Source organism: Caulobacter sp. P1_D6 (genome assembly GCF_056406095.1).
This window is the reverse complement of the sequence record NZ_JBFUAW010000063.1, coordinates 1-18,707: the sequence shown is the minus strand read 5'-3', so window position 1 is coordinate 18,707 and position 18,707 is coordinate 1. Positions and strand designations below refer to the sequence as shown.

The following is an 18,707-nucleotide window of genomic DNA, read 5'->3' as shown; positions in this document are numbered from 1 at the left end:
ACCCAAGCCACCATCGACATCCCCACCCGGTGCCTGACCTTCCAGCTCAAGCTGATGGCCGCCCTCGAAGCGGCCTGGGCGAGCATCGAGGCCTCCACCAATCCCGTCCTGATCCGCCAGGCCCGCGACAAGGCCAAGGCGATCGGCGAATTGGCCGCCATGGCCCGCAAGGTCGCCCTGATCGTCCCGACGCCGCGCGGCAAGCCGCAGCTGGCCGAAACCGCTGCCGCCGGCCTGCATGCCGCCCAGGGCGTGGCGAACGTCAGCGCGATGATCATGGCCACGACGCCGGCCGCCCCGCCCGTGGACGCCCCCGTGGCGGCGCAGGCCGAACACACCCGGCGGGCGCTGGACAAGCTGAAGGGCGGGCGTCGCGGACGGTTGTGAGCCGCGAGGGGTTTCGCAACCGCGCCCCCCGCCCTACCTGTGCCGCATGACCCGACCCGTCCTGCTCCAGATCCTGCTCGGCGCCGCCCTCGTGGCCGCCGGCGTCGCCGCCGCCTTCACCCAGACGGGCGACACCTGGCGCCTGGGCGGCGCGGTGATCGCGACGATCGGGGTGATCACCGCGAGGCGGGCGGTAAGGGGGATGCGGCGGCGGCCGTAGGTCCTTCCCTCTCCTTGTGGGGAGGGTGGCCCTGGCGGCGCCAGGGTCGGGTGGGGCCTGCTGAGCCAGCAGGAGAATCCCGTCCCGTTCCATTTCACACCGTCATCCTCGGACTTGTTCCGAGGACCCCGCGTTCAGCCGGGCCGTCGGTTCATTGGCGGGCCGGCCCGCCACCCCACGGCCTTCGCGGCGGAGACAGGGGTCCTCGGAACAAGTCCGAGGATGACGGACGTCGGGGATGTCGAAAGACCGCCCGCAGCGGCGAGGCCGTGTCAAGGACCGCCTCTGGCGGCCGCGTCGCGGCGACGCGTCGTCCTTGACTCGGTCAGACGCCAGAGCTCCGATCCACCAAGGCTTTAAGGCGCGGCCCCCATCCGGGGCGGATGGGAGTTTCCAACCAGCGGACATCCTGAAGGTCAGCTAAGGGTGGGCAGCCGACCTTCGTGGAGACCAAATAATCACTCCTTACGGCCGAAAATCCGAGATATGGCACCGAGGGACACGCCTAGAGCCATCAGTATAGCTCCGTGCTTCAAATAGGTTTCCACATCTATCACCTGACCCCGTGGGCGGATCGCCGTCAGGACCATGTCAAATCCAAACACAAGTAAAAATATCGCCACATAAGCAGCGATTACCGCTACCGGATACCAAGAAGATAGATCGCTATTAGCAAATAAGGTTTGTTCTTTTTCGCCTTTATTTGAAGCATCTCGGATGATTGAAATCAAATTAATAACGAAGGTGATCAACGAAGCGACCTGCAGGGTGATCGAGATAGGTCCAACCGTCAGTCCGCCAGCCCAGAAACCAGCTACACCGATGACTAGAAGAAGGAACATTCTAAAAACAAGCATTCACCAACACTATGAACCAACCTTTCTGATGCTGGCACCATGGCCGAGGTCAGGAATGTCCGCAACGGGTCGGAGGCGGAAACCGGCGCCGGCGCCGCAAGCGGACCTTCGCAGTGAGCACCGACAACCAGGCATTCCGAACAGCGCATAGGGTGGAAGTAGGACTATGCGGCGACGCCCACGATGTTGGCGAGCGTGAGAAGAACAAACCACATCAAGCCAACTGGTACGATCGCAACCTACTAGTCTCGGTCGTTGCGGGTCAGCAGGAACATCGCCGCGAAGAGTGGAACGATCAGCCAGGACAGCAGGGCGCGCCAAGGGCCTAGGTACATGATCCCCGTGTCGGTTAGCACGGGATAGACCTCATTCGTGGCTTGGATCGGTACCTCGCGCAGGGCGTCCGCGTTGAACATAATGATGGCTAGGAATGCGGCTACCAGAAGCACTAACAGGATGTATTTGCTCAGGAGTTGCCCGATCAAGCGTCGAAGCCATGTCGGTCGTTTCATCGCATTGCTTTCCGGCGCCACAGTAAACCGCAAGCTACTTACGGCCGACGAGCGTCGCAATGTCCGCAACGGGTCGGGTCCGAAAATTAGGACCGCCCCCGAAACCAGACCTTGGACATCGTGCCGGAAAGCGGACGTGGTGAAGGTCTGTTCGGGGTGGATGCCGGACATTCACCGCTGAGACGAAAACAAGTGCTCTGGTTGAGGGCAGATTTGACGATGCCTGCGCCATTCGGCGATGACAGCCACAACGCCAAGCGCGACTATCACAGGCTCTGCGCTGAAAATTACGAGCGCCACGCGTTTGTAAACGTCAGGAAATGGCGACAGGAACCAGCGCCAAATCAACTCCATGACGAGAAGCCCGACCAAGGCGATGGCCGCCGGTTTCCACTCCCACGCACGCAGCCGAATGGTGCGGGTGAAAGATGGAGTTAGTGCGGCAAGGACTGAGAAGAGCATCACCAGCGACAGCGCCGGACCGACAGGGAAACCGTGCGCGATCCCCACGTGCCATTGGGCTACGAACGAAGCAGCAGTCGCCATAAAGAAGGCGATAGTAACACCATGGGGTAGTCTCTTCGACTGCATAGCTTAATCTCCCGCCTCTCAGAGATGTCCGCAACGGGTCGGGTGCGGAAATTGGCGCCGGCGCCAAGGTCGGACCTTGAGCTAGTCCGCCCTGGTGCGCACGTCACGAACGTCAGCTAGGGGAAAGCGGAAACCGCGAAGCTCCGTCTCCGTCGACGCGCTCACTTGAAGCAGAGTTTCCTACGCGTGCACAAATCCCACTCCGCAGCCTGAATGGCTCGCCGCTGGTAGAACTTCACACTCACGTTCGATCCGTCCTTGTTCATCCAGATGAACACGTCTTCTCCTGGTGACAGACCTTCATCCGGGACGGCGATCGATCCGATGATGTGATCTTGCCCAGAAACCTTGCGCCCTTCGAACCCAATGAGCGCGGCGACGTCCGAATAGGTCGCCCCGGGTTTGATCTTCTTGAAGTCAGCATGGCTGACGGAGGGGGGGCCGTCACCACACGAGGTCGCCAGGAGCAGCGTAGCCAGCCACAGTCTTTTCATGGCGAGACGATCACTGAAAAACTCAAGGCCCGCAACGGGTCGTTCATCGCCACGCCCCGGACCGGACCTACACCCGGTCCGCAACGGGTGGTTAGGCGACAGTCCAAAAGGGCGTATCAACGCCCCTGTCCCACGCGTTCTGAAACTCGTCAGGAGTAATCTTTTCGAGGTCCGCTCCCTCAAAACCGCGCGCCAGGGAGCAATCGATCAGAGAAGGGCAACCTTTGCCGGTTCGTTCCTCAATCTCGATGCTGTTCCGAGCAACTAGGCCGTCAGCGTAAACCCAGACGCTACGCGTAACGGCGTCAGCGGCGTCGTCAATTTCGTAGAAGAACAATGACGGCTCACCGATAGGAACATCGTCCTCAGACCATGGCGTTTTGACATATCGCGGCAGTGTCATGACTTCACCCTAACGGATCCAACCCTTTCCGGAAGGTCCGACTAGGGTCGTAGGTGGCCCTTCAACCGCCCCAACCCTCACCCCTTCAACACCCCCACCTCGAACACCGCCCCCGCCTCCTCCTCGACCAGCGAAATCCGCCCCGAACTCGCCGCCAGCAGCGACCGCGCGATGGAAAGCCCCAACCCCGTCCCGCCCGTTTCCCGCCGGCTGGTGAAGAACGGTTCGAACAGGCGGTCGCGGTCGGCGGGCGGGACGCCGGGGCCGTTGTCGCTGACGCGCAGGACGATCTCGTCACCCACCGCCGCGCCGCTGATCCGCAGCCTCGTGGCCCCGGCCTGGCGGCTGTTCTCGGCCAGGGCGGTCAGCACCGCCTCGATCGTCGCCTCGGGCGCGGCCACGGGCGGCAGGTCGGCGGGCAGGTCCAGCGCGATGTCCAGTCCCCGGCCGCCCTGCCCGCCGCCCTGGGCGTCGGCGACGCGGCGCGCGGTCGAGGCCAGGTCGGTCACGACGCCCGCCTGGGGCATGGCCATGTCGGCCCGGGCCAGGTCCATCAGCCGGCCGACCAGTTGCGAGAGCCGGGCGCTGTCGGCCGAGATGTTGCCCAGGAAGCGGCGGCGCTCGTCCGGGGTCATGGTGTCGAAATGGTCGTCCAGCAGCTCGACCGCCCCGGTGATCCCGGCCAGCGGGGTCTTGAACTCGTGGCTGACGGCGGAGGCGAAGTCGCGCAGGTAGCGTGAGCGCACGGCGATGGCGTCGGCCATCACCCGGAAGTCCTGGTAGAGGTCGCGGATCTCGACGGCGGCGGTGGCGGGGGTCTCCGGCACGCTGCCCTGGCCGGCGGCCACGCTGCGGGTGGCGGCGCTGAGCGCCTCGATCGGCCGGGTCACGCCGCGCGACACCAGGCCCGACAGCAGCACCAGCAGCAGGATCGTCGCCCCCGCCCCGACCAGCAGCTTGCCCCGGTCCTGGTAGACGCCGCGGAACAGCGCCCGGGGCGAGCGCGACAGCAGCAGCGCGCCGACCACCTGGCCGTTGACCGTCACCGGCCGCGCGTGGTGCAGGCGCACGGCCGAGGCGCGGCTGAGCCACTCGAACGAATAGCGCGGATGATAGGCCCCGTTGCGGCGCAGGACGGTGCGCGAATGGCCGTGCAGGGCCGCCTGGATCTCGGGCAGGGCCGCGAGGCTGCCGCCCTGCCCCAGCCCCCGCACCACCACGCCGTGGCGGTCGACGATCAGGATCGAGGCCAGGGTGCTGCGGCTGGTCTGGTCGAAGATCGGCTCCAGCACCTCGGCCGCCGTCTCGGCCTTGGGGTCGGCGGTCTGGCCAGGGACCGACGCCGGGCGCTCGGGCAGCACCGGCGAAGTGCGCAGGTCGACGCTGGTGGATTCGGGGCGGTAGTAGCCGGGGTCGTCGCGGGCGTCGGGGTCGGCCGGCGTCAGGTCGCGCACCGCGCCGGGCCACAGGTTGGCGGCGGCCGACGCGAGCGCGGCGCCCTGCGACGTCAGCTCGGCCTCGGTCTGACGGATCAGGGTGTTCTCGTAGGTGCGCAGGAACACCGCCCCGATGGCCGGCATGGCGGCGGCGAACAGCAGCACGGTCAGCAGGATGGTCCGCAGGCGCAGGGCCGGCCACCAGCGCCGCAGCCAGCTGCTCATCCGGCGACGCCCGTTCCTGAAACCCCTTGGCAAGCGCCGAGCCGATAGCCGATCCCGGCCCGCGTCTCGATCACGTCGTGCCCGCCCACCCCGGCGAACTTGGCCCGCAGGTTGCGCACGTGGCTGTCGATGGTGCGGTCGGTGACCGCGAAGCCCGGGCCGCGCAGGCGGTCGATGATGGCGTCGCGGCTGAACACCTTGGTCGGGGTCGCGGCCAGGGTGCGCAGGATCGTGAACTCGGTGACGGTCAGCGACACCTCGCCGCCCGCCCAGGCCGCGCTCCAGGCCTCGGGGTCGAGGGTCAGCTTGCCCCGGACGATCAGGCCGTCGGCCGGCCCGGCCTCGGCGCTCTTGCCGCCCGTGCGCCGCAGGATCGCCTGGACGCGGGCCACCACCTCGCGCGGGCTGAACGGCTTGACCACGTAGTCGTCGGCGCCCAGCTCGATGCCCAGCACCCGGTCGATCTCGTCGTCGCGCGAGGACAGGAACAGGATCGGCAGGTCGCCCTGGGCCCGCAGGCGGCGGCAGACCTCCAGCCCGTCCAGGCGCGGCATGTTGATGTCCAGCACCACCAAGTCCGGCGCGCGTTCGGCGACGGAAGCCAGGGCCGCCTCGCCGTCGGCCGCCTCGCGGGTCTGCAAGCCCACCTTGGCCAGGGCGAACACCAGGAGCTGGCGGATGTGGGGATCGTCGTCGACGACCAGGATCGTGCGCTGCATGGGCCTCATGTTCAGTGCTCCGGGCTTTTGGTCAACGGGTCGGGGGTCGACGGCAGGACGTCCTGGCTGGTCGCGGGCGCGTCATACGACGGCGGTTGGGGCGACGGCGACGGTTCGGGCGGCGGTTCGGGCTCCGGGAGCATCACGGGGCGGCCGTCGCACTGTCGCGGATAGCCCCGGGCGCTGTGGATCAGGGGGCGTTCGCGCTTCAGGGCGCGGACCCGCTCCAGCCGCAGGGCGCCGCGCGGCGTCCAGGCGCGCCAGTCGGCCTGTCGGATCCGCAGGCCGATCAGGGCCCGCTCCCGCACCCAGGCGACGCGGTCGGCCAGCTCCGGCGAGGTCGAACGGCGCTCGGCCTCGACCAGCGAGACCAGGGCCGACGGACCCAGTTCGTTCAGGTAGCAGACGTCCAGCTCCGGTCCCTGGCCGCCCGCCTCCCGGGCGTGGCGGACGTTCCAGGCGGCGGCCACCGCGCCCAGGTCGACCCCGCAGGCGGCGACCAGCACCACCAAGGCCGCGGCGGCGTTGGCGTTGATCAGCCAGGCCCCGCTCCTGCCGCGCAGCATCCGCCAGCAGATCAGCACCAGGCCCAGCCCGACCAGCCCCATCCAGACCAGGGCGGCGATCCGCAGGCGGGTCAGGGAATAGACCTGCACGTAGTCGACCGTCCGCAGGATGCTGGAGGCCACCAGGAACAGGTTCTGGCCCACCCACAGCACCACCAGCACGCGGACCAGCGGGACCTTGGCGGTCGGCATGCGCGGGTCCAGGGCAACCAGCACGAACAGGCCCGCCAGCAGCGCCGTGGCGATCAGCGGATAGGCGCCGCGATGGGCGTACTCCGCCAGGGTCAGGCCGGCGGGCGGTCCGGCCCCGCCCCACAGGATCACCGCGTCCAGGCCGTTCTGCAGCGCGAACAGGGCGTTGAAGACGATCAGCGACAGGGTCACCGAGGCGATCGAGACTCCCGCGACGGCGCCCGGGGACCGGGGTTTGCCCGTCGGCAGGGCGCGGCGGCGGCGCGGCCGCAGCAGGCTCCAGGCCAGGGTCAGCACCATCAGCCAGAAGACCGCCCGCCAGAACAGGTCGCCGCTGAAGACGGGCAATCTCAGGGTCGACAGGGCCTGGCCGATCACGGGATTGGCGGCGGCGAACAGGGTCAGGAACACGGCCCCGCCCACGACCGGCAGGGCCAGCAGCGGCACGATCCCCCGCCAGTTCCAGCCCGGCGCCGTCGTCCGGCCCGCCTTGCGCGCCCGGCGAAGATCGAGCCACGGCCCGAACAGCCCGACCACGGCCTGGGCGACCAGGCGCTGGCTCCAGCGCCAGGCGTCGTCGAAGCGCGCGGCCCGGGGCAGCAGGACCGCCAGGCTCAGCATCGCCCAGAACAGCAGCCAGCCCAGCAGGCTGGGCGCCCAGACCAGGAGGATCGCCAGCACGGTCGCCGCGACCAGCGCCCAGCCGGCCTTGAGGTCACGACGGGCGTGCGGATGCAGGGCGGTCGCGGCCAGGGTCAGCAGCAGGGCGAAGGCGCCCAGGGTCCAGCCGATCCGATGACCCCAGAACAGCAGGTCGGCGACGACCGCCAGGGCGAGCGCGGCGCTGGCCTTGAGCGTGAAGGACAGGTCGCGCGGGCGACGGGAAAGCGGCATGGCGGGCTCCGACCGAAGGAGCCCGTTGAGTGCCCGCGCGGGGTCGAGACAAAGCCGGTCCAGCGACGCGTTTGCCGTGCAGATTTGATGCAGCGTTACTGAAACCCTCTCCCATGGGGAGAGGGTGCTAGCGCGCCCTAAGCCCCCGTCGCCGTGTCGCTCCATCGCGAGAACGGGGTGTCGGGTTCGTCGACCAGGCTGGGCTGCAGCGAGCGCAGGTCGCTGGGGCGGATGTTGAAGGCCTTGCGGAAGCTGCGGCTGAAGTGGGCCTCGCTGCTGAAGCCGCACTGGAAGGCGATCTCGCTGATCCGCCGGGCCCGCTTGGGGTCCAGCAGGGCGGCGCGGGCCAGGTGCAGGCGGCGCTCCCAGATATAGGCCGTCACCCCGCCCAGCGGCTCGAACAGCCGGTAAAGGGTGGAGCGCGACACGCCCAGGGCTTCGCTGATCCGGGCCGGGTTCAGGCTGGGCTCCAGCAGGTTGTGCTCGACATAGGCGCGGGCCCGCAGCAGCACCGGCGACTCGCGCACGCCGAAGTCGGCCCGTCCGGCCTCCATCGCCAGGCAGGCGCCCAGCAGCTCGGTGGTGGCGCGGGTGATGCCCGGCAGGGTCTCCGGCAACAGCTGCGGGAACCAGCGGGTAACCGCCGTCAAATGCTCGATCAGCAGGCCGGCGCGGTTGCCGTCCAGCACCATGCCGTGCAGCTCGACGCCGGGCGCCACGGCCTGGACGTCGGCGCGGGGCAGGAAGGTGCTCAGAACCTTGACCGCCGTGCTGTGCAGCAGCATCGGCCGCGACAGGTCGCAGATCCCGACCTCGCCCGGGCCGAACGAGAAGGACACGCCGTCGAAGTCGCCGGTGTGCGAGCCGGCGATGTTGAACTGGACGATATAGTGGTCGAGGCCGTCGGCGGCGATCATCTGCGGCGTGCGGAACATCGTGTGGCCGCCGGTCTCGGTCACGTAGAAGGCGTGGGGGCCCAGGCGCAGCGAGGTGATGTTGGCCGAGAACCCCGGTTCGGGGTCGCGGGCGTCCAGCGCGACCAGCACCTCTCGGCGATAGTAATCGTGTCGCTCCTCGGGCGGGACGCTCCGGGTGCTGAAGTTCGATCGCCCAAGCCGAAACACGGACTCGGCAGGCGGACTCAAAGGTTCACTCATGTGGCCTCCCCCAAGGCACAATCACGTATTTACCGTATCCGCCCAATGCGGGCGTTCGTCGCACCACGCGAGGGGGACGATTTCCTTTGAGACGAAGGATCAAGAAAATGGGACCGGCATGTAATGGCTACGCCGCGCAAAGCCTTACTGGTGTCGGTCCCTTCGGACGAACGCTGATCAGTGATCAATAATCGTCCGGGACCGTATTCACCGACGCTTGGACGCGAAGTCATCGGCTCGGAGAACGACGCACCGCGAGGCCTGGGGGGGTCTTCGCGATTAGCGTCGCCCACGTCCCGAGGGGGACTCAGACTGAAGGCGGGCCTTGGGGGAGGCCCGCCTTTTATTTTGCCAATGACAGCGCTGGCGGGTGGCGATCCGTAGGGTCCGTCTGCCGACAAGGCGTCAGGGCGAACTTGGGCCCTAGTCGGACAGTCCCAGCGGCGCCCCTAGGCAATGTCCCTGCGGTCTGGCGCGGGGAATCCCCGATGGCGACCCCAGGGTCGCGAGCCTTAAATCTCTTCGTGCGGGGCCCGTTTGGCCACGACCAGCAGGAGTGTCCGATGGCCGCCTCAGCCAAGCCCAACATCATCATGGTCATGGCCGATGACGTGGGCATATGGAACATCAGCGCCTACCATCGCGGCATGATGGGCGGCAGCACGCCGAACATCGATCGGCTCGCCCAGGAGGGGGCGCTTTTCACCGATTATTACGGGCAACAATCCTGCACGGCGGGACGCGCCGCGTTCATCACTGGGCAGACGCCGTTCCGCACGGGGCTGCTAAAAGTCGGCCTGCCAGCGGCAAAGCAGGGCTTGCAAGACACCGATCCGACGATCGCCGAACTGCTCAAGCCCCTCGGCTACGCCACGGCGCAGATCGGCAAGAACCACTTGGGCGACCGCAACGAATACCTGCCCACCGTGCACGGCTTCGACGAGTTCCACGGGATCCTCTACCACCTCAATGCGATGGAAGAGCCGTACGACCCGGAGTACCCCAAAAACCCGGAATTCCTGACGAAGTTCGGCCCGCGCAACATCGTCAGCAGTGTCGCCACCGAGGTCGACGACCCCACGGACGATCCGCGCTGGGGACGGGTCGGCAAACAGAAGATCACCGACGCCGGTCCGTTGCCGCCGCATCCGGGCATGGACCCCGCCGCCAAGGTCAGCATGGAAGACATCGATGCCGATCTGGTGCGTCGCTCGTGCGACTTCATCGACCGCTCGGTCAAGGCGGGACAGCCGTTTTTCCTCTGGCACAACTCGACGCGGTGCCACTCCTGGACGCACCTGTCCAAGCAATGGGACGGCAAGACCGGCTACGGTCTGTTCGCCGACGCCATGGCCGAGCTGGACTGGATTGTTGGCGAACTGCTCGCCAAGCTCGACGAACTGGGCATCGCGGACAACACGATCGTGCTGTTCACCAGCGACAACGGCGCGGAAATCTTCAGCTGGCCCGACGGCGGCAACCATCCGTTTCGAGGCGAGAAAGGTACCGTGTACGAAGGCGGCTTCCGCGTGCCGATGCTGGCGAAGTGGCCCGGCGTCATCGAGCCCGGTGTCATCATCAACGACGTCATGTCGGCCGAAGACTGGCTGCCGACCTTGGTCGCCGCGGCGGGCGAGACGGAGATCAAGGAGAAGCTGCTCGCCGGACACCAAGCGGGCGAGAAGACCTTCCGGACCCACCTCGACGGTTACGACTTCAAGCCGTTCTTCGAAGGCGAGGTCACTGAAGGTCCGCGCCGCGAGTTCTTCTATTTCAGCGACAACGCCGATCTCATGGCCCTGCGCTACGACCAATGGAAGATCACGTTCAAGACGATTGTCGGCAACCTGTTCAGCGGAAAGGAAGACTCCACCAACGTGCCGATCGTGACCAATCTGCGCGTCGATCCGTGGGAGCGATATCAGAGCGAATCGACGTCATACGGCCAATGGTGGGGAGAAAAGCTGTGGGTCATGATGCCCGCCACCGTCATCATGGGTCAGTTCCTCTCCACCTTCAAAGACTACCCGCCAAGCCAAGTCTCAGGCTCGCTGGGCGTGGAGAAGGCTCTGGAGGCGCTGCAGGATGGCGGCCGTAAGAACTGATGTGGCGTCCGAGTGGTCCTAAACGTCGATCCACCGTAAACGTCTGCCCACGACGCCGAACAGCCGACCGCTATTCCCGCTTCAGCGTCGTTGACCGGAGCAGCCAACGTGTAGGCTGCTGATAAACCCTAGTGCTCCCGGCCCATCCGCCAGAAGGTCTGGAACAGCGGTTCGACCAGGTAGGCCAGGGCCGAGCGCTTGCGCAGCGGGATCAGCACCTCGACCGGCAGGCCGGCCTGCAGGCCCGACTGGGCGCCGCGGATCTTTCGGATCTTTTCCAGTTCCTGCGGCGGCGCGGCGACCTCGGCCCGGAAGTACTGGGCGCCGGTCTTCTCGTCGGTGAAGCTGTCGGCCGACAGCTCGGTCAGGGTGCCGTTCAGCAGCGGCAGGTCGCGCTCGTGCAGCGAGGTGAAGCGGATCTGGGTCTTCTGGCCGGGCTTGAGGTCGTCGGCGTCGTTGGGCGAGACCTTGGCCTGGATCACCAGGCGGCGGTCCTGGGGCACGATCTCCATCAGGGTCTGGCCGGGCGCCACCACCCCGCCGACCGTGAAGACGCTGAGCCCCACCACCTTGCCGCCCGAGGGGGCGCGGACCGTGGCGCGCGCCAGCTGCTCGCGGGCGGCCAGCACCTTGGGCTGCAGGTCGTCGAGCCGCACCTGCACGTCGCGCAGCTGGCCGGAGACCTCCTCCATCATCTGCCGCTCCAGCGACAGGGTCTGCAGCCGGGTCTCGCCGATCTGCTCGCCGGAGCGGGCGATCTGGGCGCGATAGGCGCCGTCCTCGCCGGTCAGGGAGGCGGCGCTGCGCTGCAGGGCCAGGACCCGGGTCTTGGGCGCGTAGCCCTTGGCGGCCAGCTCCTGCACGCCCGCCAGCTCCTCCTCGATCAGCTTCTGCTGCTCGCGGTTGGCGTCCAGCTGACGCTCGGCGCCGCTGGTCTGCTGGCTCAGTTGCAGGATCCGCTGGTTGAGCACGCCGCGCTGGGTCTGCAGCGAGCTTCGACGGGCCTGGAATTGCTGGCGTTGCAGGCGCAGGGCGTCCTCGGCCAGCGGCCTGTCCTCGGGCTCCAGCTTGGCGAATTCGGGCGGGGCGGCGAAACCGGCCTGCTTGTCGCGCTCGGCGACCAGGCGGGCGCGCTGGGCCAGCAGGGTCAGGACCTCGCCGGTCATGCCCCGCTCGCTGGCCCGCAGCTCCGAGGCCGACAGCTCGACCAGGATCTGGCCCTTGACCACGCTCTGGCCCTCGACCACCCGGATGGCCGTGACCACCCCGCCCTCGCGGTTCTGGACCGACTGGCGGTTGCCCGCCACGGCGATCACCCCGTGGGCGTAGGCGCCGGCGTCCAGCGGCGCCAGGGCCGCCCAGCCCAGGAAGCCGACGAAGAACAGGCCCGCCACCCCCGCGCCGATGCGGATGGCCATGGCCGGATCGTCCGACAGGCGCGGCGGGACGTTGGGGGCTTCGCCCGGCTTTTCGCTCGAGGCTTGGAACATCGTGTCGGTCATGGCTTGGCGGCCTGCAGGGCGGTCGTGGCGGAAGCCGGCTTGGCGCCGCTCCCCTTGGCCTGGGCCTGGGCGGCCTCGGCCATCTTGGCGACCACCTCCACCCGGGGGCCGAGCATCTCGATCTGGCCTTCGCGCAGCACCAGCAGGCGGTCGGCGACGTTGAGGATGCCGGTGCGGTGGGCGACGATCAGGATCGCGGCCTTGCGCGCCTTGGCGGCCAGCAGCGCGCTGTTCAGCGCCGCCTCGCCGTCGGCGTCGAGCGCCGAGTTGGGCTCGTCCAGGATCAGCAGCGGCGGCTCGCCGTACAGGGCGCGCGCCAGGGCCACGCGCTGGGCCTGGCCGGCCGAGAGACCGCGTCCGCCGGCGCCCAGCAGGGTGTCGTAGCCCTTGGGCAGGCGCAGGATCAGCTCATGCACCCCCGCCGCCTGGGCCGCGGCCACCACTTCGGCGTCGACGATCGCCGCATCGGCCCCCACCCAGGTGGCGAAGCGCGAGATGTTGTCCTTGATCGTGCCGGCCATCAGGCCCGAGTCCTGCGGCACATAGCCGATGTAGCGGCCCAGCCGGTCGCCGTCCCAGTCGACCAGGTTGGCGCCGTCCAGGCGCACCACGCCCGCGTCGGGCGCGATCGCCGCGGCGGCCACCCGCGCCAGGGTGGTCTTGCCCGCGCCGCTGGGACCGATGACGCCCAGGATCTCGCCCGGCGTCAGGCGGAACGAGACGCCGCGCAGCAGCACCGGGCCTTCGCCGGGCGCGCGCACGGCCACCTGTTCCAGGGCCAGCGCCCCGGTCGGGGCCGGCAGCTGGGTGCCGGACATCTCCATCCCCCGGTTGGGGAACAGCTTGATCAGGTTGTTCAGCGCGCCGCGCACCTGGCCGACCACGCCCCAGGAGCCGACCAGCTGCTCGATCGGCTGCAGGGCGCGGCTCATCAGCACCGAGGCGGCGATGATCGCGCCCGCCGAGATCTGCTTGTCGACCGCCAGCCAGGCGCCCAGGCCCAGGGCCGCCGACTGCAGGAACATGCGGGTGAACTTGGTGGCCGCCGAATAGCCGCCGCCCGTGAACTGGGCCTTGGCCGACAGGTCCAGGCCGACGCGGCGATCGGCCAGCTGGCGCTCGCGCAGGGCGCCGCGCATGCCGAGAGCCCGCACGACCTCGCCGTTGGCGGCGGCCGCTTCCTGCGAGGCGTAGGCCTGGGCCTGGGCCATGAAGGCCTCCCGGGCCCGTGTCCGCGTGGCCCGCTCGTTGAACACCGCCAGCACCACCAGCACCGCGCCGCCGACGATGGTCATCGCGCCCAGGGCCGGGTGGATCATGAAGGCGACCAGCACGTAGATCGGGGTCCACGGGATGTCGAAGACGGCGACGGCCACGGGGCCCGACAGGGCCTGGCGCACGACGTCGAACTCGCGCATGCCCTGGGCCGAGGCGCCGGGGGCCATGGCGCTCATCAGCTTCTGCAGGATGCCGCCGGCCAGCAGCCGGTCCAGGCGCAGGCCCGCCAGGGTCAGCAGCCGCGAGCGCACCGATTCCAGGGCGGTCTGGGTGCCCAGGGCGAAGGCCACGACCAGGGTCAGGTACAGCAGGGTCAGCCGGCCCTCGGTGGGCACCACCCGGTCGTAGACCTGCATCATGTAGATGGTCGGGGCCAGCAGCAGCAGGTTGATGAAGGCGCTGAACACGGCGGCGGCCATCAGGTGCGGGCGGCACGCCCGCAGGGCGGCGACCAGAGGCGGCGGCAGCGGTGCATCCAGGAACTTCACGCGTCTCTCCCCAGGACGCGTCCCTCTCCGTCAGCTCCATTCGCCGCACGCAGGTCTCACGCCCCTGGGCGGTACCTAACGTTGCGACCCGCCAATTTGCAAGAACGTCGTTGCGCCGAATGGTCGAGGACCGGCGTCCTACTCCACGAAAGCGGGCGCCGTGACGCGACGGCCCAGGAGGAAGGCGTCGGCCACGTGGCGCAGCGGCGTGACGTCGACATCGGACGTTCCGGCGGCGATCAGCTCGGCGAACCGGGCGTACAGACCGGGGTACTCGGCCTCGGGCCGCTCGTGGACCAGGGCCCCGTCGATCCACAGCTTGGAGCCGCCGTGCGACAGGCGCAGCGCCCCGCCGTCGGTGTCGACCTCGATGTCCCAGCTCTGCGGACCGGTCTGCAGGAAGTCGAACTCGGCGGTGACCGGCACGCCGGCGGTGTCGACGAACGACAGCTCGGCCTGGATCGGCGACTGGCGGTTCTCGGGCACGTGCAGGGTCGCCTGCGTCAGGAAGAACGGGCGCGGCAGCACGGCGGTGGCGATCGACAGGGCGTTGATGCCGGGATCGAACACCCCCAGGCCGCCCGGCTCCCAGATCCAGTCCTGGCCCGGATGCCAGACCCGCACGTCCTCGCGCCAGTTGATGCGGGCCGCGGTGATCGTCTTGCCGGCCAGCCAGTCGCGCGCCGGGGCGACGGCCGGGGCGTGGCGCGAGTGCCAGGTGGTCTGCAGGGTGACGCCTTGGACCTCGGCGACCTGGCGCAGGTCCTCGACCTCGCTCAGCGTCGCGCCGGGCGGCTTTTCCAGCATCACGTGCTTGCCGGCTTCCAGCGCCTGGCGGGCCAGGCCGTGGCGCACCTGGGGCGGGGTGCACAGGGCCACCGCGTCGAACGCCACGCCGCTGGCCAGCAGTTCGTCCAGGGTGTGGAAGCTGGGCAGGCCCGGCTGTTCGGCGTGGCGGCTGACGATCGCCACCAGCTCGAAACGCGGATCGGCGGCCATGGCCGGCAGGTGCTGGTCGCGGGCGATCTTGCCCAGGCCGATCAGGGCCACGCGGATGGAGGTGGCGTCGGTCATGGGGCCTCGCGACTCTGGGAACGCTTATTTGTAGGATAAATGCTTGGTGACGCGTGGGATGTCAAACGGCCAGTGAGGCTAGGGGCGCCCCCCTAGCCGCTACTGATCGCCGCCGAGCGGTTGCGCCAGTCCGATGAGAAGGCCTTCGGGGCCGCGGATGTAGCAGAGCCGGTACACGTTCTCGTACTCGACCACCTCGCCGACCAGTTGGGCGCCGTGCTTGCGGAGCCTGGCCAGGGTGTCGTCGATGTCGCTCACCGTGAACATGGCGCGCAGGTAGCCGAGGGCGTTGACCGGGGCGTTGCGGTGATCGGCGACGACGGACGGGACCAGGAAACGCGAGAGCTCCAGGCGGCTGTGGCCGTCGGGCGTGACCATCATGGCGATCTCGACGCGCTGATCGCCCAGCCCGGTGATGCGTCCGGCCCATTCGCCTTCGACCATGGCCCGTCCCTCGAACGTCAGGCCAAGCTCGGTGAAGAAGGCGACGGCGTCATCGAGGGATTCCACCACGATGCCGATATTGTCCATTCGCAGCAGTTTGCTTCGGGTCATGATTTCGGTCCGGTCCCTTACGCCCCCAGCAGCTCGAAGCTGGCCGTCAGGCCGTCGACCGCGCTGTTGGCCACCCACAGGTCGAACATGCCGGGCTCGGCGATCCAGCGGTCGTTGTCGCCGACGAACATCAGCGAGCCGCGCTCCAGGCTGAAGCGCACCTCGCGCCGCTCGCCCGGCTTCAGCGCCACCCGCAGGAAGCGCTTGAGCTCGCGCACCGGCCGGGTGCGGCTGGCCACCCGGTCGCGGATGTAGAGCTGGACCACATGCTCACCAGCGAGCTTGCCGGTGTTGGCCACGGTGGCGGTGACGATGAGCTTCTCGTTCCAGGCCAGGCGCGTGGTCGACAGCTTGACGTCGCTGAGCGCGAAGCTGGTGTAGGACAGCCCATGGCCGAACGGGTACAGCGCCTCGTTGCGCGTGGTGCGCCAGCGGGCCTTGTACTCCTGGCTGTCGTCGGCCTGGGGCGCGGGGCGGCCGGTGGTGCGGTGGTTGTAGGCGAACGGCTCCTGGCCGCTCTCGTGCGGGAAGCTGACCGGCAGGCGGGCCGACGGATTGACCTTGCCGAACAGCACGTCGGCCACGGCGTGGCCGGTCTCGGTGCCCAGGAACCAGGTGGCCAGCACGGCGGGAGCGGCCTTGACCGCCCCCTCCAGCACCAGGGCCCGGCCGTGGCGCAGCAGCACGACGGTCGGCTTGCCCACGGCCCCGACCAGCTCGGCCAGTTGCTGCTGCACGCGCGGCAGGCCGATCTCGGTGCGCGACTGGGCCTCGCCCGACATGTTCTGGCTCTCGCCCACGGCCAGCAGCACGATGTCGGCGGCCTTGGCGGCGGCGACGGCCTGGTCGAAGCCGCCGAGGATGGTGTTCTCGACGTCGCAGCCCTTGGCGAGGGTCAGCTGCGAGGGATCGGCCATCGCCTCGCGGATGCCGGTGGCCAGGTCGACGCCCAGGCTGGGATCGCCGAAGAAGGCCCAGGGCCCCAGGATGTTGTCGCGGTCCTGCCCGAACGGTCCGATCAGGGCGATCTTCCTGCCCTTGGTCGGCAGGGGCAGCAGGCCGCCGTCGTTGCGCAGCAGGACGATGGACTTGCCGCCCGCCTCCCGCGACAGCGCCCGCATGGCCGGGGTGGCGGTGTTGGCGGCCTGGGCCTTGGCGTCGATCGAGCGGAACGGTCGGTCGAACAGGCCCAGGGTCTCCTTCAGGCTCAGCACCCGGCGCACGGCGTTGTCGACCGTGGCCATCGGCACCCGCCCCTGGGCGACCAGCTCGGGCAGGTAGCGGCTGTAGAGGCCGCTCTGCATGCTGATGTCGACCCCGGCCAGGATCGCCAGGCGCGCGGCGTCCTTATCGTCGGCCGCGAAGCCGTGGGCCACCAGCTCCTGGTCGGCGGTGTAGTCGGAGATGACCACGCCCTTGAAGTTCCACTCGCCGCGCAGGATGTCGGTCAGCAGGTGCTTGTTGGCCGTGGACGGCACGCCGTTGATGTCGTTGAAGGCCGACATCACCGACAGGCAGCCGGCGTCGAAGGCGGCCTTGAACGGCGGCAGGTGCACCTCGCGCAGGGTCTCTTCGGAGAGGTCCACGGTGTTGTAGTCCAGCCCCGCCGCCACCGCGCCGTATCCGGCGAAGTGCTTGGCGGTGGACAGCAGGCTGTCGGGCGCGGTCAGGTCGCGCCCCTGGAAGCCGCGCACTCGGGCCTGGGCCATCACCTCGCCCAGGAACACGTCCTCGCCCGAGCCCTCGGCGCCCCGGCCCCAGCGCTGGTCGCGGGCCACGTCGACCATCGGGGCGAAGGTCCAGTGGTTGCCGTACGACGAGGCCTCGATCGCCGCGGCCCGCGCCGTGCGCTCGGCCAGGCTGGGGTCGAAGCTGGCGGATTCAGCCAGGGGGATCGGGTAGATGGTCTTGAAGCCGTGGATCACGTCGGCGGCGAACAGCAGCGGGATGTGCAGGCGCGAGTGCTCGACCGCGGCGGTCTGGGCCAGCAGCGCCCCCTCGACCCCGACGCCGTTCATCAGCGTCCCGATGCGGCCGGCCCGGACGTCGGCCAGGATCTGCTGGGTGTTGCGCTGGTTGACCAGCGGATTGATGTCGCCGACCGGCGGCCGGATCATGTCGGAATAGCACGACAGCTGGCCGGCCTTTTCCTCGATGGTCATCTGGGCGATCAGGGCTTCCACGCGGGGCGAGGCGGCGCGGGCCGCGCCCGCTCCGGCCAGGGCGAACCCCGCCAGGCCCGTCGCGCCGGCCAGGACCGCTCTGCGATCCACGCCTTTTCGCCGACCTGCGCGCAAGGAGGGACCTTGTCGCCCGCCACCCGTCGCCATGAAGCCTCCCCGAACTGAACTCGCCGCAACCTCGCTAGAAACGCCGCTTGGTGCAATGGTGCGTTACCTGAGGAGCGAACCAACGCCTTCAACCTCGGAGAAGCTGCATGACCACCCGCTGGCGCATCGATGTCCGTCTCGGCGACGCCCCGCCCGAAGCCCCGCTGCGCAGCGTGGTGGTCGAGGCCCCGACCGAGGTCGACGCCCTGCGCCTCGTCCTGGCCCAGGCCGAGCGCGACCGGGACGATTTCGAGGAGCTGCTGCAGGACGGCCAGGAGGAGGTGTTCTCCCGAACCGAGGTCCTCGAAGGGCATATCGAGCACAAGGACCATACCTGACGATGCCGAAGGCCGACGACCGGATCGAGATCGAGAACTTCACCTCGCCCGGCCACGTGCAGCGCGTCGACCGCGCCAAGTACGAGGCGATGCGCGAGGCGTTGCTCCAGGTGCTGCCTGTCGGCGCGCCTGGGCTGACGGTGGCCGAGGCCAAGGAACGGCTGCTGCCCCTGCTGCCCGAGGCGCTGTTCCCGGGCGGCGACAAGGCGGGGTGGTGGCTGAAGGCCGCGCAGCTGGATTTGGAGGCGAAGGGCGTGATCCGGCGCGAGGCGACGAAGCCGTTGCGGCTGCATCGGCGAGCGTGAAGCGCGGCCGGAAGACCCCCTCAGTCGCTCCGCGACAGCTCCCCCAGAGGGGGAGCATCTGCTCGGACTAGATCCTCCC

18 protein-coding genes are annotated in these 18,707 nt (G+C 68.8%); 5 read left to right on the top strand and 13 right to left on the bottom strand.

The genetic code is table 11. The annotated features are described in order from the left end of the window. Both AC1DYP_RS24030 and AC1DYP_RS24025 read left to right on the top strand, forming a co-directional pair. Positions 1-387 (top strand): hypothetical protein (locus AC1DYP_RS24030; RefSeq protein ID WP_477048453.1); only part of this gene is annotated, 387 nt, incomplete at its 5' end. A 46-nt stretch (positions 388-433) separates the two neighbouring features. Next, positions 434-607: a hypothetical protein gene (locus tag AC1DYP_RS24025; protein WP_477032171.1), complete on the top strand. Its 174-nt coding sequence runs from the start codon at positions 434-436 to the stop codon at positions 605-607. A gap of 458 nt (positions 608-1,065) precedes the next feature. On the opposite strand, the gene AC1DYP_RS24020 is transcribed toward AC1DYP_RS24025, so the two are convergent. From AC1DYP_RS24020 to AC1DYP_RS23985, 8 genes are all read right to left on the bottom strand, one after another. Next, positions 1,066-1,449, bottom strand: coding sequence for a hypothetical protein (locus AC1DYP_RS24020; RefSeq protein ID WP_477048452.1), 384 nt, complete (start codon positions 1,447-1,449; stop codon positions 1,066-1,068). A 257-nt stretch (positions 1,450-1,706) separates the two neighbouring features. Continuing rightward, positions 1,707-2,147 carry a hypothetical protein gene (locus AC1DYP_RS24015; RefSeq protein ID WP_477048451.1) on the bottom strand — a complete coding sequence of 147 codons (441 nt, stop codon included), beginning with the start codon at positions 2,145-2,147 and terminating at the stop codon, positions 1,707-1,709. Further along, a complete protein-coding gene (locus AC1DYP_RS24010; protein ID WP_477048450.1) occupies positions 2,148-2,567 on the bottom strand; it encodes a hypothetical protein in 420 nt (139 codons plus the stop codon). 161 nt (positions 2,568-2,728) lie between these two features. Beyond that, entirely contained in the window at positions 2,729-3,061 is a 333-nt protein-coding gene (locus AC1DYP_RS24005; protein WP_477048449.1) for a hypothetical protein, read from the bottom strand. A gap of 480 nt (positions 3,062-3,541) precedes the next feature. Further along, positions 3,542-5,125 (bottom strand): sensor histidine kinase, encoded by a 1,584-nt coding sequence (locus AC1DYP_RS24000; protein ID WP_477048448.1) that lies wholly within the window; start codon positions 5,123-5,125, stop codon positions 3,542-3,544. Further along, entirely contained in the window at positions 5,122-5,844 is a 723-nt protein-coding gene (locus AC1DYP_RS23995; protein ID WP_477048447.1) for a response regulator transcription factor, read from the bottom strand. Before AC1DYP_RS23995 ends, AC1DYP_RS24000 begins: the two co-directional genes overlap by 4 nt. Before the next feature lie 11 nt (positions 5,845-5,855). Beyond that, entirely contained in the window at positions 5,856-7,496 is a 1,641-nt protein-coding gene (locus tag AC1DYP_RS23990) for a DUF4153 domain-containing protein (RefSeq protein WP_477048446.1), read from the bottom strand. 137 nt (positions 7,497-7,633) lie between these two features. Next, positions 7,634-8,653, bottom strand: coding sequence for a helix-turn-helix domain-containing protein (locus tag AC1DYP_RS23985; RefSeq protein ID WP_477048445.1), 1,020 nt, complete (start codon positions 8,651-8,653; stop codon positions 7,634-7,636). Between the two features lie 563 nt (positions 8,654-9,216). Between AC1DYP_RS23985 and AC1DYP_RS23980 the strand changes: the two genes are divergently transcribed. Further along, positions 9,217-10,758, top strand: coding sequence for an arylsulfatase (locus AC1DYP_RS23980; protein WP_477048444.1), 1,542 nt, complete (start codon positions 9,217-9,219; stop codon positions 10,756-10,758). A gap of 128 nt (positions 10,759-10,886) precedes the next feature. Here the strand turns inward: AC1DYP_RS23980 and AC1DYP_RS23975 are convergent, their stop codons facing one another. From AC1DYP_RS23975 to AC1DYP_RS23955, 5 genes are all read right to left on the bottom strand, one after another. Then, complete coding sequence (locus tag AC1DYP_RS23975; RefSeq protein WP_477048443.1) at positions 10,887-12,260, bottom strand: HlyD family type I secretion periplasmic adaptor subunit; 1,374 nt, start codon at positions 12,258-12,260, stop codon at positions 10,887-10,889. Next, positions 12,257-14,026, bottom strand: a complete 1,770-nt coding sequence (locus AC1DYP_RS23970) for a type I secretion system permease/ATPase (RefSeq protein WP_477048442.1) — start codon at positions 14,024-14,026, stop codon at positions 12,257-12,259. The genes AC1DYP_RS23975 and AC1DYP_RS23970 overlap by 4 nt, the downstream gene beginning before the upstream one ends. 138 nt (positions 14,027-14,164) lie before the next feature. Then, the gene (locus tag AC1DYP_RS23965) at positions 14,165-15,100 is read right to left on the bottom strand and encodes a Gfo/Idh/MocA family protein (RefSeq protein WP_477048441.1); all 936 of its coding nucleotides are present in this window, start codon (positions 15,098-15,100) and stop codon (positions 14,165-14,167) included. A 99-nt stretch (positions 15,101-15,199) separates the two neighbouring features. After that, a complete protein-coding gene (locus AC1DYP_RS23960) occupies positions 15,200-15,655 on the bottom strand; it encodes a VOC family protein (protein ID WP_477048440.1) in 456 nt (151 codons plus the stop codon). Positions 15,656-15,672: 17 nt separating this feature from the next. Beyond that, positions 15,673-17,985, bottom strand: a complete 2,313-nt coding sequence (locus AC1DYP_RS23955) for a glycoside hydrolase family 3 N-terminal domain-containing protein (protein WP_477048439.1) — start codon at positions 17,983-17,985, stop codon at positions 15,673-15,675. 107 nt (positions 17,986-18,092) lie between these two features. Between AC1DYP_RS23955 and AC1DYP_RS23950 the strand changes: the two genes are divergently transcribed. Together AC1DYP_RS23950 and AC1DYP_RS23945 are read left to right on the top strand one after the other, a co-directional pair. Beyond that, complete coding sequence (locus AC1DYP_RS23950) at positions 18,093-18,323, top strand: hypothetical protein (RefSeq protein WP_477048438.1); 231 nt, start codon at positions 18,093-18,095, stop codon at positions 18,321-18,323. 2 nt (positions 18,324-18,325) lie between these two features. Further along, complete coding sequence (locus AC1DYP_RS23945; protein WP_477048437.1) at positions 18,326-18,628, top strand: DUF6958 family protein; 303 nt, start codon at positions 18,326-18,328, stop codon at positions 18,626-18,628. Positions 18,629-18,707: the final 79 nt, after the last annotated feature.

Coding starts and splice junctions, on each gene's coding strand:
- AC1DYP_RS23965 (WP_477048441.1), bottom strand. CDS start 15,100: ATGACCGACGCCACCTCCATCCGCGTGGCCCTGATCGGCCTGGGCAAG.
- AC1DYP_RS23945 (WP_477048437.1), top strand. CDS start 18,326: ATGCCGAAGGCCGACGACCGGATCGAGATCGAGAACTTCACCTCGCCC.
- AC1DYP_RS23990 (WP_477048446.1), bottom strand. CDS start 7,496: ATGCCGCTTTCCCGTCGCCCGCGCGACCTGTCCTTCACGCTCAAGGCC.
- AC1DYP_RS23975 (WP_477048443.1), bottom strand. CDS start 12,260: ATGACCGACACGATGTTCCAAGCCTCGAGCGAAAAGCCGGGCGAAGCC.
- AC1DYP_RS23995 (WP_477048447.1), bottom strand. CDS start 5,844: ATGCAGCGCACGATCCTGGTCGTCGACGACGATCCCCACATCCGCCAG.
- AC1DYP_RS23985 (WP_477048445.1), bottom strand. CDS start 8,653: ATGAGTGAACCTTTGAGTCCGCCTGCCGAGTCCGTGTTTCGGCTTGGG.
- AC1DYP_RS24005 (WP_477048449.1), bottom strand. CDS start 3,061: ATGAAAAGACTGTGGCTGGCTACGCTGCTCCTGGCGACCTCGTGTGGT.
- AC1DYP_RS24000 (WP_477048448.1), bottom strand. CDS start 5,125: ATGAGCAGCTGGCTGCGGCGCTGGTGGCCGGCCCTGCGCCTGCGGACC.
- AC1DYP_RS24025 (WP_477032171.1), top strand. CDS start 434: ATGACCCGACCCGTCCTGCTCCAGATCCTGCTCGGCGCCGCCCTCGTG.
- AC1DYP_RS24020 (WP_477048452.1), bottom strand. CDS start 1,449: ATGTTCCTTCTTCTAGTCATCGGTGTAGCTGGTTTCTGGGCTGGCGGA.
- AC1DYP_RS23980 (WP_477048444.1), top strand. CDS start 9,217: ATGGCCGCCTCAGCCAAGCCCAACATCATCATGGTCATGGCCGATGAC.
- AC1DYP_RS23955 (WP_477048439.1), bottom strand. CDS start 17,985: ATGGCGACGGGTGGCGGGCGACAAGGTCCCTCCTTGCGCGCAGGTCGG.
- AC1DYP_RS23960 (WP_477048440.1), bottom strand. CDS start 15,655: ATGACCCGAAGCAAACTGCTGCGAATGGACAATATCGGCATCGTGGTG.
- AC1DYP_RS23950 (WP_477048438.1), top strand. CDS start 18,093: ATGACCACCCGCTGGCGCATCGATGTCCGTCTCGGCGACGCCCCGCCC.
- AC1DYP_RS24015 (WP_477048451.1), bottom strand. CDS start 2,147: ATGTCCGGCATCCACCCCGAACAGACCTTCACCACGTCCGCTTTCCGG.
- AC1DYP_RS24010 (WP_477048450.1), bottom strand. CDS start 2,567: ATGCAGTCGAAGAGACTACCCCATGGTGTTACTATCGCCTTCTTTATG.